This window comes from Limimaricola hongkongensis DSM 17492 (assembly GCF_000600975.2).
GTDB classification, from domain to species: Bacteria; Pseudomonadota; Alphaproteobacteria; order Rhodobacterales; family Rhodobacteraceae; genus Limimaricola; species Limimaricola hongkongensis.
Map to the genome: position 1 here is coordinate 248,608 of NZ_KK088649.1, position 14,274 is coordinate 262,881.

14 protein-coding genes and 2 pseudogenes are annotated in these 14,274 nt (G+C 69.5%); 5 read left to right on the forward strand and 11 right to left on the reverse strand.

Translation table 11 applies throughout. The features are described 5' to 3' along the window. Window positions 1-19: 19 nt before the first annotated feature. From LOKHON_RS03235 to mutM, 8 genes are all read right to left on the reverse strand, one after another. Window positions 20-640 carry a LysE family translocator gene (locus LOKHON_RS03235; RefSeq protein WP_017927839.1) on the reverse strand — a complete coding sequence of 207 codons (621 nt, stop codon included), beginning with the start codon at window positions 638-640 and terminating at the stop codon, window positions 20-22. Further along, window positions 637-1,071, reverse strand: coding sequence for a VOC family protein (locus LOKHON_RS03240; protein ID WP_017927838.1), 435 nt, complete (start codon window positions 1,069-1,071; stop codon window positions 637-639). The genes LOKHON_RS03235 and LOKHON_RS03240 overlap by 4 nt, the downstream gene beginning before the upstream one ends. After that, on the reverse strand, window positions 1,068-2,168 hold the full coding sequence (gene recF, locus LOKHON_RS03245; RefSeq protein WP_017927837.1) for a DNA replication/repair protein RecF: 1,101 nt from the start codon (window positions 2,166-2,168) through the stop codon (window positions 1,068-1,070). The genes LOKHON_RS03240 and recF overlap by 4 nt, the downstream gene beginning before the upstream one ends. 49 nt (window positions 2,169-2,217) lie before the next feature. Next, complete coding sequence (dnaN, locus tag LOKHON_RS03250) at window positions 2,218-3,336, reverse strand: DNA polymerase III subunit beta (RefSeq protein WP_017927836.1); 1,119 nt, start codon at window positions 3,334-3,336, stop codon at window positions 2,218-2,220. 133 nt (window positions 3,337-3,469) lie between these two features. Further along, entirely contained in the window at window positions 3,470-4,834 is a 1,365-nt protein-coding gene (gene dnaA / locus LOKHON_RS03255) for a chromosomal replication initiator protein DnaA (protein ID WP_017927835.1), read from the reverse strand. 863 nt (window positions 4,835-5,697) lie between these two features. Beyond that, on the reverse strand, window positions 5,698-5,964 hold the full coding sequence (gene rpsT, locus LOKHON_RS03260; protein WP_017927834.1) for a 30S ribosomal protein S20: 267 nt from the start codon (window positions 5,962-5,964) through the stop codon (window positions 5,698-5,700). 84 nt (window positions 5,965-6,048) lie between these two features. Further along, window positions 6,049-6,825: an enoyl-CoA hydratase-related protein gene (locus tag LOKHON_RS03265; RefSeq protein WP_017927833.1), complete on the reverse strand. Its 777-nt coding sequence runs from the start codon at window positions 6,823-6,825 to the stop codon at window positions 6,049-6,051. Between the two features lie 70 nt (window positions 6,826-6,895). After that, entirely contained in the window at window positions 6,896-7,747 is an 852-nt protein-coding gene (mutM, locus tag LOKHON_RS03270; protein WP_017927832.1) for a bifunctional DNA-formamidopyrimidine glycosylase/DNA-(apurinic or apyrimidinic site) lyase, read from the reverse strand. A gap of 30 nt (window positions 7,748-7,777) precedes the next feature. Here mutM and ubiE point away from each other — a divergent pair, with 30 nt between their 5' ends. Continuing rightward, on the forward strand, window positions 7,778-8,575 hold the full coding sequence (ubiE, locus tag LOKHON_RS03275; protein WP_425412359.1) for a bifunctional demethylmenaquinone methyltransferase/2-methoxy-6-polyprenyl-1,4-benzoquinol methylase UbiE: 798 nt from the start codon (window positions 7,778-7,780) through the stop codon (window positions 8,573-8,575). Beyond that, on the forward strand, window positions 8,572-10,098 hold the full coding sequence (ubiB, locus tag LOKHON_RS03280) for a 2-polyprenylphenol 6-hydroxylase (protein ID WP_026147398.1): 1,527 nt from the start codon (window positions 8,572-8,574) through the stop codon (window positions 10,096-10,098). The genes ubiE and ubiB overlap by 4 nt, the downstream gene beginning before the upstream one ends. Here ubiB and LOKHON_RS03285 read toward each other — a convergent pair. Both LOKHON_RS03285 and LOKHON_RS15835 read right to left on the reverse strand, forming a co-directional pair. Next, window positions 10,095-10,760, reverse strand: a complete 666-nt coding sequence (locus LOKHON_RS03285) for a flagellar hook capping FlgD N-terminal domain-containing protein (RefSeq protein ID WP_017927829.1) — start codon at window positions 10,758-10,760, stop codon at window positions 10,095-10,097. The genes ubiB and LOKHON_RS03285 overlap by 4 nt on opposite strands. Before the next feature lie 10 nt (window positions 10,761-10,770). Then, window positions 10,771-11,904 (reverse strand): flagellar hook-length control protein FliK, encoded by a 1,134-nt coding sequence (locus LOKHON_RS15835; protein ID WP_017927828.1) that lies wholly within the window; start codon window positions 11,902-11,904, stop codon window positions 10,771-10,773. Between the two features lie 108 nt (window positions 11,905-12,012). On the opposite strand from LOKHON_RS15835, the gene LOKHON_RS03295 reads away from it, so the two are divergent. The 3 genes and pseudogenes from LOKHON_RS03295 to LOKHON_RS16425 form a co-directional block, all read left to right on the forward strand. After that, the gene (locus LOKHON_RS03295) at window positions 12,013-12,285 is read left to right on the forward strand and encodes a rod-binding protein (RefSeq protein ID WP_017927827.1); all 273 of its coding nucleotides are present in this window, start codon (window positions 12,013-12,015) and stop codon (window positions 12,283-12,285) included. Further along, the gene (locus LOKHON_RS03300) at window positions 12,282-12,614 is read left to right on the forward strand and encodes a hypothetical protein (RefSeq protein WP_017927826.1); all 333 of its coding nucleotides are present in this window, start codon (window positions 12,282-12,284) and stop codon (window positions 12,612-12,614) included. The genes LOKHON_RS03295 and LOKHON_RS03300 overlap by 4 nt, the downstream gene beginning before the upstream one ends. A 221-nt stretch (window positions 12,615-12,835) precedes the next feature. After that, window positions 12,836-12,976, forward strand: a pseudogene (locus tag LOKHON_RS16425) (flagellin N-terminal helical domain-containing protein); the annotation flags it as partial. A gap of 23 nt (window positions 12,977-12,999) precedes the next feature. On the opposite strand, the pseudogene LOKHON_RS03305 reads toward LOKHON_RS16425, so the two are convergent. Beyond that, window positions 13,000-14,226 (reverse strand): annotated as a pseudogene (locus LOKHON_RS03305) (flagellar hook protein FlgE); the annotation flags it as partial. Window positions 14,227-14,274 lie beyond the last annotated feature (48 nt).

Genomic DNA, 14,274 nt, shown 5'->3' on the forward strand with positions numbered 1-14,274 from the left:
TTTTCCCCCATATTTTGCGCTACGACAGGGGGATGAGCAGCCCCACGCCGACCAGCATCGCGGCTGCCACGCGGTTGGTCCGTCTCAGCGCCCGCGGCGAGGTCAAAAGCGCCCGCGCGCGGTGGATCGACACGGCGAGAACGAGGTTCCCCGCCAGTGGCACCGCGAAGGACATCGCGCAGATCGCGGCGATGTCGGCCCGGGTCAGGGCCGAAAGATCGAAGAAGCCGGGCAGCATTCCCATGTAGAACAGGATCGCCTTGGGATTGCCGAGGATCACCGCGAGCCCGGCGGCGAATCCCGCCCACATGCCGGGCCGGGTCAGGCGGTTGTCGGTGGCGATGGCGGCCCCGGCATGGCGCCACAGCATCACCCCCATGGCCAGGAACATCGCGCTCGCGACCCAGCGCAGCAGTTCGAGAAAGCCGCCATAGACCGACAGCACCCAGCTTACCCCGAGGATCGCCAGCAGCGGCCAGAGCGCGTCGCCCACCACCACGCCGAGCGCCAGCGGCCATGCCGCGTGCACCCCGCCCGACAGCGCCCGCGCCGTCAGCGCGACCCAGACCGGCCCCGGCGTGAGAAACAGCACGAACAGCGCCCCCGCATACAGCGCGAGATCCTGCGCGGCGAGCGTCACTCCGCCTCCGGCAGGGTCAGCGATCCATCCGGCGCCAGCGGCCAGAACGGGTTATGCGCGATTTCCCAGACATGGCCATCGGGGTCGGCGTAATAGCCCGAATACCCGCCCCAGAACACCTCCTCGGGGGCCTTGAGCCCGGTCGCGCCCGCATCGAGCGCGGCCTGCCACGCTTCGTCCACGCCGGCGCGATCCTCGAAATTCTGCGCCAGCGTCATCGCCCCCATGCCGAGCGCGAGCCCCGACCGCCCCTGATCCTTGGCCAGATCCGACAGGCCGAACAGCCCGAGCACGAGCCCGTGCATCTGGTAGAATGTCACCGAAGGCTGGCTCGACGCATGCGGCACCCAGCCGAGCGCTGCGTAGAATGCCTTGGCCCGGTCCATGTCGGTCACGCCGAGGGTGATGAGCGTCACGCGTTGCGGTGTCATGTCTCGTTCCTGATCTGCGAGACTCCGGCGGTCTCGGTGACTTCGATGCGCTGCGCGCGGTCGTCCAGGGCGTCGAACAGCCCCGGCTCGGTGCCGGTCATGAAGGCCTGAAGCCCGAGCGCGCAGATTTCGTCATAGAGCGCCGCGCGGCGGCGCGTGTCCAGATGCGCCGCGACCTCGTCGAGCAGCAGCACGGGCGGCGCCCCCCCTTGTGCGGCCAGCGCGCGCGCATTGGCGAGGATCAGCGAAATGAGCAGCGCCTTCTGCTCCCCCGTGGAGGCATCGCGCGCCGCCACCCCCTTGGCGCGCCACAGCGCGTCGAGATCGGCCCGGTGCGGCCCGATCAGGGTGCGCCCGGCGGCCATGTCGCGCGCGCGCATGGCGGCAAAGCCCGCGCGCAGGGCCTCGGCCTCCTCCGGCGTGTCGTCGGGATAGGCCAGCGCGAGATCGGCGGTGGGAAAGGCGGTTTCGGTTTCGTCCTGCGCCGCCATGAGCCGTTCGATCGCGGCGCGGCGTGCGGATGCGATGGCCGCGCCCGCCTGCGCCATGCGCCCCTCGAGCGCGCCGTACCAATGCGCATCCCGCACCCCGTCCTTCAAAAGCCGGTTGCGCTCGCGCATCGCCTTTTCGTAATCGAGCACGCTTTCGGCATGGCCGGGATCAAAGCTCAGCACCGCGCGATCGAGAAACCGGCGGCGCCCCTCGGCCGCCTCGATCCAGAGCCGATCCATCGAGGGCACCAGCCACAGCACCCGCAACACGCGCGCGAGCGCCACCTGCGGCACGGTCTTGCCGTCGATCTGCACGCTGCGGCTCTGCCCGGCCTCGGCGCGGGTTTCGATCTCGTGCGGTGCGCCCTCGGCCTCGATTTCGGCCCAGACCTTCCAGCCGAGCCGCTCGGGCCGCCGGGCGATCTCCTCGGCCCCTGCCCGCCGCATGCCGCGCCCGGGCGAGAGCAGCGACACGGCCTCGATCAGGTTGGTCTTGCCCGCGCCGTTGGGCCCGTGGATGGCGACCGGCCGCCCGTCAAGCGCGAGCCGCGCCCGTTTGTGCGACCGGAAATGCGACAGCTCCAGAGCGGTGACGGCCGCTCTCACGCGCGGCCCTCCCCTTCACCATTCCTCAAATACGCAGATCCCGACGGCGTCACACGCGCATCGGCATGACGACATAGACCGCGCTCAGGTCATCGCCTTCGCGCATCAGCGTCGGATCGCCCGAGGAGTTGAACAGGAACACCGCGTTCTCGCGGTCCACCTGGCTCGCGATCTCCTGCAGATACTTGGCGTTGAACCCGATCTCCAGCCGCTCGTCGCCATAGGCCACGGCCAGCTCTTCCTCGGCGGCACCCGAATCGGGGGCGTTGACCGAAAGCACCAGCCGGTCCTCTTCGAGCGACAGCTTCACCGCGCGCGAACGCTCGGAGCTCACTGTGGCGACCCGGTCCACCGCCTTGGCGAATTCGGTCGCGTCGACCTCGAGCCGCTTGGCGTTGTTTTGCGGAATCACCCGGCTGTAATCGGGGAAGGTGCCGTCGATGACCTTGGAGGTGAGCGTGATGTTCGGCGTGGTGAACCGCACCTTGGTCTCGCTGACCGAAACCTCGATCTGCGCCTCGTCGTCATCCAAGAGCTTGCGCAGCTCGTTCACGGTCTTGCGCGGCACGATCACCCCGGCCATGGCTTCGGCCCCTTCGGGCAGCTCGGCGTCGATCCGCGCCAGCCGGTGGCCATCGGTCGCGACGCAGCGCAGCACGCGGCCGCCATCGCCCTCGGCCACATGCATGTAGACGCCGTTGAGGTAATAGCGCGTCTCTTCGGTGGAGATCGCGAACTTGGCCTTGTCGAACAGGCGGCGCAGCACCGGCGCGGGGGCGGTAAAGCTCGCCTCGTATTCCGAGGAGGCCATCACCGGGAAATCCTCTTTCGGCAGCGTCGCGAGCTGGAAGTTCGAGCGCCCCGCCTCGATGGTGAGCCGGCCGTTGCCGCCCTGATCGGTGAGCGTGACGAGCGCGCCGTCGGGCAGCTTGCGCACGATCTCGTTGAGCAGCACGGCGGCAACGGTGGTGGAGCCGGCGGTGTCGACGGTGGCCGGGGCGCGATCCACGACCTCGATGTCGAGATCGGTGGCGCGAAAGCGCACCGTGTCGCCTTCGGCTTCGATCAGCACGTTGGCGAGGATCGGGATGGTGTTGCGCCGTTCGACCACGGACTGGGCCTGGGCGACGGCCTTGAGCAGAACGCCGCGTTCGATCGAGAGTTTCATGTGCATCGCTCCGCTGTTGTCGCCCGGGCTTGGCCGGGACTGGAAAACTACCTGTTTTCAGCCCGTCCTCAAGCCTTTTCAGCGGCGGTGGCACAGCCCGCGCGGCGTCACTCCCGGCGGCGTCGTCGCGGCCTCATTCCTCGAGCGCGCGGCGCAGCAGTTCGAGGTCGTCGGCGATCTGGCTGTCGGTGGCCTTCAGCTCCTCGATCTTGCGGACCCCGTGCATGACGGTGGTGTGGTCGCGCCCGCCGAAGCGGCGACCGATCTCGGGCAGCGAGCGCGAGGTGAGCTTTTTCGAAAGATACATCGCCACCTGCCGCGGCCGGGCGTAATTGCGCACCCGCTTGGGCCCGATCATGTCCGACAGCCGGATGTTGTAATGCTCAGACACCCGGCGCTGGATCTCCTCGACGGTGATCTTGCGATCCGAGGCGCGCAGGATGTCGGCGAGGCAATCCTGCGTCATTTCGAGCGAAATCTCGCGCCCGACCAGGGAGGCGAAGGCAAAGAGCCGGGTCAGCGCGCCTTCGAGCACGCGCACATTGTTGGAGATGCGCTGCGCGAGGAACTCGAACACGCCGGGCTGGACCACGATGCCGGGATATTGCGCGCGGTAGTAGTCGGCCTTGGCCTGCAGGATGCCGACGCGCAGTTCGAAATCGGTCGGGAAGAGGTCGACCACGAGCCCCGATCCCATGCGCGAGGTGATCCGCTCCTCCACGTCCTTCATCGCGCCGGGCGCGCGGTCGGCAGAGATGATGATCCGCTTTCCGGCGTCGATCAGCGCGTTGAAGGTGTGAAAGAACTCCTCTTGCGTGGAATCCTTGCCGCCGAGGAACTGGATGTCATCGACCATGAGCACGTCGACCGAGCGGAACAGCTGCTTGAAGTCCATCATGCGCTTGTCGCGCAGCGCGGTGATGAAGCGGTACATGAACTGCTCGGCGGAGGTGAGCACGACCTTGAGATGCGGCTGGCTGGCCTTCAGCTCGTGGCCGATGGCGTGCATCAGGTGCGTCTTTCCAAGCCCGACGCCGCCATAGAGAAACAGCGGGTTGAAGCCCAAGGAGCCGCCTTCGGCGATGCGGCGGGCGGCGGCATGGGCCATCTCGTTGGGCTTGCCGACGACGAAGCGGTCGAAGGTGAAGCGCGGGTCGAGCGTGGCCGAATGGGTGTCGTCATCCTCGGCGGCGACCTGCGCGGGGGCGCTCGGCTGGGGTGCAGTGGCGGCGGCGGGACGGGGCGCCGCGGCGAGGTTGGCCGACTGGGCGAAGATCAGGCGCTGCACGGTGATGCCGGCGCGGGCCAGCTGCGTCAGGATCTGGTCGCCGAAATTCTGCAGGACGTAGTTGCCGTGGAAGGTGGTGGGCACGTGAAACCGGGCGACGCCGTCGACCAGCTCCTCGAAGCGCAGCGGCGCGATCCAGGTGGTGTGGTTGTTGGCGCCCACCGCCTGCTTGAGCTCTTCGCTGACCTGCGCCCAGATTTCGTTCGTCATGACCTGTCCCCGACCTGCCTTCATCGTCCCCGGACGCGCCCGCCGCGCCCGGTCTTGCCATTCACCATCGGGCACAGCCGGTGCGGCCGCCGGCGCGCATGCGCCGACGCTGTTCCGCACCGGACTGACCTAACCTCCGGGCCCGAACGGGGGACGGGCAAACCCGCCGACCCGCACTCGCAGTTCGGCCCGGGATCGGGACATGACGGCAGTGACGCCCGCCGGGATGGCGGCCGCAATGCAGACAATCGCGAGACGGCCAATGGCACGGCCAAAGCCGTGCGCCCGTCACGCTCAAGAGAGCTGGCACCCCGTTCGCGGGTCCGATCTGATCGGCCGTGCAGCTGGCCTTCGGACCACCGTGGTGCCGACTCACCCATGTTCCCCCAGGAACGATGTGAATCGCAGGGGTAAGTTAGCGCCAGCGCTCGGAGGTCATCAACCGAACAACGCGCTTGACGGAAGACTCCACCAAATCGAATCCGGCGGGGTTTCGCGACTCCCCTGAATCCTAAGGGCCGGGGCCGTGCGCCGGGCCGAAGGGTCACATCGGCGTCGATTTGCCGGGCCCGTCCCCGCGCCCGAACTTGACAGCGCCGCGCCGGTCACGGCCATCGATTCCGCCGCCCTGTCGCAACGGCATCGGGGTACCTGGATACCGCCCCACCCTTGACCGCCTGGCCGAATTCCCCCTCTGCCGGGGGCCGGGAATCGTCATTCCGAAAACGCATGACAGCCATTCGCGCGCGCAGGCCGTCGCGGGATCTACCGCCATGGCCGCGCGCGGGAATCATCTCGCGAAACACGAAAAAAGGGTGCCCCTTTCGGGGCACCCTTTTGAATTCCTTCGCCTTTCGGCGATATTAGGCGGCGAGCGCCTTCACGCGCGACGACAGGCGCGACATCTTGCGGGCGGCGGTGTTCTTGTGCACCACGCCCTTGGTGACGCCGCGCATCAGCTCGGGCTGAGCTTCGCGCAGGGCGGCCTGGGCGGCGTCCTGCTTGCCGGAGGCGATCGCCTCTTCGACCTTGCGCAGGAAGGTGCGGATGCGCGACCGGCGCATCTTGTTGATCGCGAAGCGCTGCTCGTTCTGGCGAGCGCGCTTCTTGGACTGGGGCGTGTTGGCCATGTGTCGAGAATCCACTTGCGGGGTAACTGTTCTGAAGCCGCGTCTCTAAGGCCGAGTCGCCGCGCAGTCAACCCTTCCGCCCCTTCAGCGGTCGCGGTATTGCGGTTCGCGCTTCTCGCGGAACGCCGCCATGCCCTCGGCCTGGTCCTCGGTCGAGAACAGCGCCTCGAACAGCCGGCGCTCATAGGCGAGCCCCTCGGTCAGCCCGACCTCCTCGCTGCGGTTCACCGCGTCCTTGATGGCGATGACCGACAGCTGGCTCTTGGCCGCGATCTTCTCGGCGGCGGCGCGCGCCTCCGTCGCCAGCTGCCGGGCCGGCACGACCCGGCTCACCAACCCGGCGCGCTCGGCCTCCTCGGCCGACATGAAGCGGCCCGTCAGGTGCATGTCCATCGCCTTGGGCTTGCCCACCGCGCGGGTCAACCGCTGGCTGCCGCCCATCCCCGCCATGATGCCGAGATTGACCTCCGGCTGGCCGAACTTGGCGGTATCGGCGGCGATGATGAAATCGCAGGCCATCGCCAGCTCGCAACCGCCGCCCAGCGCGTAACCCGACACCGCGGCGATCACCGGTTTGCGGATGCGCGCCAGCCGCGCCATGTCGCCCGCATAGAGCGCGCGGCGATACATCTCGACAAAAGACAGATCGGCCATCTCGGCCACGTCGGCCCCGGCGGCAAAGGCCTTGTCCGAGCCGGTCAGCACGATGCAACGCACCTTGTCGGACCGGTCCGCCTCCTCCAGCGCGCCCACCAGCTCGCGCAGCAGGGTCGAGTTGATGGCGTTCATCGCCTCGGGGCGGTTGAGCGTGATGGTGGCGATGTCGTCGGCGGTCTCGACGAGAATGGTGGTATAGGCCATGCGCGGTCTCCGGGGTGCTTTGGCGAAACCTGCCGCGCGCGGCTGCGGCGTTCAAGTCACCTCTGCCCGGTCACCTCTGGCAGCGCGGGCAATGAAAGGTCGAACGCCCCGATTGCACGATCCGCTCCACCACGCCGTCGCAGCCTTGGGTCGGGCAGGCCGCGCCCGCCCGGTCATAGACCCGGAACCCGTGCTGGAAATAGCCCATCGCGCCATCCGCTTGCCGGTAATCCTTGAGCGAGGAGCCGCCGGAGGCGATCGCCTCCTCAAGCACCACCCGGATGATCGGCACCAGCCCGGCCACCCGCGCCGCCGAGATCCGCCCCGCCTTGCGGCGCGGATCGATGCCCGCGCGGTGCAGCACCTCGCAGACATAGATGTTGCCCAGCCCCGCCACGATCTTCTGATCCAGAAGCGCGGTCTTGACCGGCACCATCCGCCCCCGGAGCCGCTCCACCAGATAGGCCTCGTCGAAACCGTTGCCCAAGGGCTCGGGCCCGATCCCGCGCAGCAGGCGGTGCGCGTCGAGCCGGTCCGTGGCCGCGAGATCCATCGCCCCGAAACGGCGCGGATCGTTGAAGGTGATCCGCGCCCCGCCCTCCATCTCCAGCACCACGTGGTCATGCTTGGCGGGTGCGGGGTGATCCACGTGAAACCGTCCGAGCCTGACCCCCGACACGGTCATCCGCCCCGACATGCCCAGATGCACGATCAGCGTCTCGCCGCCCGCCAGGTCCGCGAGGATGTATTTCGACCGCCTGCGCAGCCGCGTCACCCGCTGCCCCGCAAGCCGGTCGGCCATGCGTTCGGGAAACGGCCAGCGCAGGTCGGGCCGGTTCACATGGGCGGTTTCGATCACCGCGCCTTCCATCGCCGGGGCAAGCCCGCGGCGAACCGTCTCGACCTCTGGCAATTCGGGCATGGGTTCTTTCTTTCGGCCGTCGCGGGCTATATGCCGCCTCTGAGCCCTATCAAGGCACGCCACCGGCACGGGACAAGACCCTTGAGCGACGACCAGACCACCCATTTCGGCTACCAGACGGTGCGCGAGGACGAAAAGGCCGACCGCGTGCGCGGCGTCTTCACCTCCGTCGCCTCGCGCTACGACGTGATGAACGACGTGATGTCGGGCGGCGTCCACCGGCTGTGGAAGGACGCGATGATGGACTGGCTGGCGCCCCGGCGCGGCCAGCGCCTGCTCGACGTGGCGGGCGGCACCGGCGACGTGTCGTTCCGGTTTCTGAAACGCGCGGGCGAAGGCCACGCCACGGTCTGCGACCTGACCGAATCCATGCTGGTCGAGGGGCGCAAGCGCGCCGAGGCCGAACGTCTGGAAGACAGCCTCGACTGGGTCGTCGGCGACGCGATGGCGCTGCCTTTTCCCGACAACAGCTTCGATGTCTACACGATCAGCTTCGGCATCAGGAATGTCACCCGCCCGCAAAAGGCGCTCGACGAAGCCTATCGCGTGCTGCGCCCCGGTGGCCGCCTGATGGTGCTGGAGTTCAGCCAGATCCCCAACGATCTGATGCAGAAGGCCTATGACCTCTACAGCTTCAACGTCATCCCGGCGATGGGCCAGATGATCGCGAACGACCGCGACAGCTACCAGTATCTCGTGGAATCGATCCGCCGCTTCCCCGATCAGGAAACCTTTCTCGGCATGCTGCGCCAGGCGGGCTTCGGACAGGCGAAGTACCGCAACCTGACCATGGGCGTCGCCTGCCTGCATTCGGGGTGGAAGCTCTGAGGGGCCCGCACAACCTGATCCGGCTGATCCGCACCGGCGCCACCTTCGAGCGCACCGGCGCGATGGCCGTGGTGCTCGACGCGATGGACGCGCCGCGCGCGCTGCGCGTGGCGATCCGGCTGTTCGCCGCCCCCTTCCGCTGGCTCGGCTACGAGGGCGACCCCGAAATGCCGCCCGCGACCCGCGCCATCACCGCGCTGGGCCCCGCCTACATCAAGTTCGGCCAGATCCTCTCGACCCGCCCCGACGTGGTCGGCGACGAGCTGGCGGTGCAGCTTCGGGTGCTGCAAGACAGCCTGCCGCCCTTTCCGACCCCGCAGGCCAAGCGTGCCGTGGCGATCGAGCTGGGCCAGCCGGTCGACAAGCTGTTCTCCGAGTTCTCCGATCCGGTCGCCGCCGCCTCGATCGCGCAGGTGCACCGCGCGCGGCTCGCCGAGACCGGCGAGACGGTGGCGGTGAAGGTGCTGCGCCCCGGCATCGAGAAGGCGTTCCGCCGCGACATCGAGGCGTTCTACTTCGCCGCCCGGATGATCGAACGGCTGTCGCCCGCCTCGCGGCGGCTGCGTCCGGTCGAGGTGATCGCGCATTTCGAAAGCGTGGTCCTGGGCGAGCTGGACCTGCGGCTCGAAGCCGCCGCCGCCGCCGAATTCGCCGCCAACACCGCCAAGGATCAGGGCTTTGCCGTGCCGACCCTGCGCTGGCACCTGTCGGGGCGACGGGTGATGACGATGGGCTGGGTCGACGGCATCGGCGCCGCCGAGGTGGCGCAGATCGATGCGGCGGGCCATGATCGCAAACGCCTCGCCGCGCGGGTGCTGCAGCTGTTTCTCGCCCATGCGCTGCGCGACGGGTTCTTTCACGGCGACATGCATCAGGGCAACCTGAAGGTCGGCCCCGACGGCACGCTGATCGCGCTCGATTTCGGGATCATGGGGCGGATCGACGAATACACCCGCCGGGTCTATGCCGAGATCATCTTCGGCTTCATCCGCAAGGATTACAAACGCGTCGCCGAGGTGCATTTCGAAGCCGGCTACGTCCCCGCCGACCGCGACGTCGACGCCTTCGCCAGCGCCTTGCGCGCGGTGGGCGAGCCGATCTTCGGCATGGATGCAAGCCGCATCTCCATGGCGCGGCTTTTGAACTACCTGTTCGAGGTGACCGAGCGTTTCGGCATGGAAACCCGCACCGAGCTGATCCTGCTGCAGCGCACCATGGTGGTGGTCGAAGGCGTGGCCCGCACGCTCGACCCGCATATCAACATCTGGGAGGCCTCGCGCCCGGTGGTCGAGGATTACATCCGCGAAAGCATCGGCCCCAAATCCGTCGCCCGCGATCTGGGCCGCACGGTGCAGGTGCTGTCGCGCTTCGGGCCGCGCCTGCCGGCGCTCGCGGAGGCGGCGCTGGTGCGGCAGAGCCACCCCGAGCCCGAACCGCGCCGCCGCGACCTGCCACCGATCGGCTGGATCGCCGTCGGCGCGGCGCTGACGGCGGCGGCGGGCTGGGTCGCCTCGCTGGTCTAGGACGCCGCGCGCAGCGCGCTCACCGCCGCCATCGGCACCTCGCCCCCGCCATCGAGCCGCAGCACCGCGCCCTCGGCCCCGAGCCGCACCTCGCGCACCAGGCCATAGGTTTCGACCACGTCGCGGCCGATTTCCTCGCCGCCAGAACGGCTGACGATCGCAAAGCCATAGCGTCCAAGCGGCAGCGGCGCGCCCTGCGCATCCGTGCCGCCCCAGTCGAACCGCTGCGGCCCCGCCCCGGTGTCGTGCCGCGCCACCTCGCGCCCCTCCGCGTCGCTGACCACCAGCACCCCGGCATCGGCCCCCGCCCGCGTTTCGAATTCGAGCGCGAGCGGCGTGCCGTCGAAGGCGGCGGTCAGCGGGGCGCGCACCTCGCGCCCGACCCAGCCCGCTGCCTGCCCCAGCCCGCCTTGCCCCAGCCCCGCCGCCAGCCCGGCGAGCAGGTCGTTGGTCTTCACCTGCTGCTCGACGCCCGAAAACGTCGCGAGCTGCACCGCGTAATCCGCCGACTCCATCGGCTCCAGCGGGTCCTGGTTGCGGATCTGCGCGGTCAGCATCTTGAGAAACATCTCGAAATCCGAAGCGCCGGAGGCGCTCAAAGGCGCCGCCCCCTGCGCGGGGGCAAGGCTCGTGGCGCTGGCGGCGTCGGGGATCAGGCTCATCTGCAGGCTCCTAGAGGCGAAGGTCGAGACCCGGACGCGGCGGCCCGGCGGATAACGGCACGAGGATCGGCGGCGGGCCGGCCGGCTCCTGCGCGGGCGCGCGGTCAGGCGCGCGCGTATCGCGCCCCGCGCCCGCATGACCGCCCTGCCCCCCTTCGAAGCTGAAGCCGATCGAACGGTAGCCCAGCGCGCGAAATTCCTGCGACAGCTCCTGCAGGTGCCGCCGGATCAGCTCCGTCGTGTCGCGCTGCTCGGCGGCGATGACGAGCGTCAGCCGGTCGCCTTCGGCCCGCATCCGGAGCGCCACATGGCCCAGCTCCTCCGGGTCGAGCCGCAGCTCGATCTGTCCTTCCGAAGCGGCGGTGATGACCGCCACCACGGGCTGCGCCAGCTGCTGCGCCACGGGCCGCGGCGGCGGTGCGGCAGCGTGGCCGTCCGGCATGGTGCCGGCGGCGCGCTGCTGCCGCGCCATCACCGCGATGCCCTCCGCCATCGGCGCATCGCCCCGCCCGCCGGTGCCCGGATCGGGCGCATTCCCCGCCCCGCCGACCGGGAACAGGGCCGGTGATGCCGCGCCGCGCCCATCGGTTTCACCCGTGGATGGCGGGGCACCGCCCGCCGCCTGCGGCGATTCCGCGCCGCGGTTTCGTGCCGGGGCCAGCGGCTGCGCCAGCGCCATGGCCGCCGCCGCGCTGCCGCCCGCCGCATCCGCAATGGCACCGCGCGGGGCGACTGGCGGTGCCGTCAAAGGACCCGGTTCCGGCTGGGTCCGCGCCACCGGCTGCGCCAGCCCCGGTTCCGCCGGGCCGGGCTCCTGTCGTGCCGCGCCGGTCGCCTCTTCCGGGCCACGGCCCGACCGCGTCGATGTCACCGCCATGTGCGGCGCAACTCCAAGGCGCCCCTCGGCCCCCGCCGGGAGGGTCTCCCGCGCGCAGGGCATGCCGCCTTCGCAGGCCGGCAACTGCACCGCCGCCGCGTCCCCGTCGGAATCCGCGGCATCGGGACGCTTTTCCTCCTGCCGCAACGCCGCCGACGCGTCGGCGGCCGTGACCAGCGCCGCAAAGCCATCGCCTCCCGGCGGCGGCATGGCACGGGCGGGCGAACTGACGGGGCCGCGGCTGTCGGGGGGGCGCGGGTCGAGCATGCGGGATCCTTCGCAAAAACGGTCGGACCCAGCATGCGGCAGAAGGCTTACCGAATATTTACCGCGCCGCGGAATGATCGCGACCGATGCCCAGCCAAGGATTTCGCCATGACCCCCGCCATCGCCACCTTTCCGCCACGGCCCGCCACCCCGCCCCCTGCCGACCCGCTGTGGCGAGCCGCGCAGGCGCTTGAAACCGGTTTTTTGTCAGAGCTGCTGCGCATGTCGGACCCCGGCGCGCCCGCAGCGGGATTCGGCGGTGGCGCGGGCGAGGCACAGTTTCGCTCCTTTCTCTTCGAGGCACAGGCCGACCGCATGGTGGCAGCCGGGGGCATCGGCCTTGCACAGAGGCTTTATGCCGCCATGGCCGACGCGCGATGAGCGCCGAACGTAGAGGCCTGGCCGCGCTGCTCGCGGCGGAACGCGCGGCGCTCCTGTCGGGGCGGTTCGAAGAGCTGGGCCCGATCCGCGACACCAAGGAAACGCTATGGCAGCAGCTGTCGGCACAGCCGGACATGACCGCGCTCACCACGCTCGCCGCCGATCTCGCGCGCAACGCGCGGCTTCTCGAGGCGGCTTTGTCGGGTTTGCGCGAGGGGCACGCCCGAGCCGGGGCGCTGCGCGCCGCGCAGGGTGGCTTTGCCACCTATGGCCGTGACGGGCGCCCCCGCGCGCCCGCCGCCACCCCCGCGCTGCGCCACAAGGCGTGAGGCATTCGCATCGAATGCGCCGCATTCTCCGCGCCGCGTTAGGCCCGGCTTAAGCCCGGCCTGCGACAACCGACCCGTCCCCGAAATGCGGGACGCATCGCGGCGGGGCAGATCCCGGTCCGCGCGACGCCAGAACATGCGTCCAGCCGCCCGCCGCCTTTGCGCCCGGGCCCTTGATGAAACCCGGCGCGCGATGGCCGCCGAGCTTTGGGACCACATATATGTCCAGCATTCTGACCAACAACGGCGCGATGGTCGCGCTGCAGACCCTCAAGGGGATCAATTCCGACCTCTCCAAGACCCAGACCGAGATCTCGACCGGCAAATCGGTCTCCTCGGCCAAGGACAACTCGACGGTCTGGATCACCTTGGCGTTCGAGGAATAGGCGCGCTGGGTCTGGATCAGCTGGGTCAGTTCGGAGGCGACATCGACGGTCGATTCCTCGCGCGCGAAGCCCACGACATCGCCCGTCGGCCCGTCGCCCGCGTTCCACAAAAGCATGTCGCCGCTCTCGCGGGTGAGCGAATAGGATTGCCCGTCATGTGTCTCCAGCCCGTTGGGGTTGGGCACGTCGACCAGCGGCACCTGGTACAGGCGGCGGCTGGCGCCATTGTCGTAATAGGCATGCACGAACCCGCCCGGATCGACCTCGATCGCGGTCATGTTGCCGGTGGCCGCGCCATCGCGGGCGATCGTGATGGGCGAGAACAGGCCGGCGAGCTGCGTCATGCCGCCCGGCACGCCCGCCGCGCCGATATTCATCGACACCGGGCCGCTGGCCACGTCGATCGACAACAGCCCCGTTTCGGGATCATAGGGCCCGCCGGTGGTCCCGGTGACCGATGTCAGCGTGCCGCCCATGTCGCGCCCGTCATCGAAGTTCAGCGCGTATTCCCCCACCAGCGCGCCGCCATCGGCGCCGTCGGTGATCTGCATCGTCCACTGGTTGCTCGGCGCGCCGCCCGCCGCGGGCAGGGTCGGAATGAAGGTCAGGCCAAGCTGCTGAGTGGTGCCGAGATTGTCGTAATACTCCACCGTCAGCTCCTCGGGCAGCCCCGCCGCCCCGTCCTGCGTTTCGGTCGCGGGCAGGTTGACGGCAAGCGTCACTTGGGTGGTCGGGATGCCCGACAGCTGGCCCGCCGGCACGCGCACCGGTTGCAGCCCGCCCGGCGTGTCGCGCGGAAAGGCGCCGACCGTCCCGTCGAGCCCGGCGGGCCAGCCCAGCAGCGTCTGCCCGTCGGGGGTGCGCAGCACGCCAGCCTCGTCGGCGCGGAACGACCCGGTGGTGGTCAGCCGGAAATCGAGCCCCTCGCCCCCCGCCGCCGCGGCGCTGACCGGCAGAAAGCCACGCCCGCGCACCGCCAGATCGGTGGGGTTCGAGGTCGAGGACAGCGCGCCGCTTTCGTCGATCAGCCGCTGCGAGGTGGTGGCGACGCCGCCCGCGACGTAGCGGCCCGGCCCGCTGCCCATCATCAGCGAATGGAAATCGGTGATGGCACGGCGATAGCCATAGGTGGCCGAGTTGGCGATGTTGTCCGAAATCGTCGCCAGCCGGTGCGCGTTCGCCGCGAGGCCGGAGATCCCGGCGCTGAGAGAGGAGGAAATCGTCATGTCGGGCCTTTCTCGGTGAAACGGGAAGCGCGCTGTCCTTTGCAGACC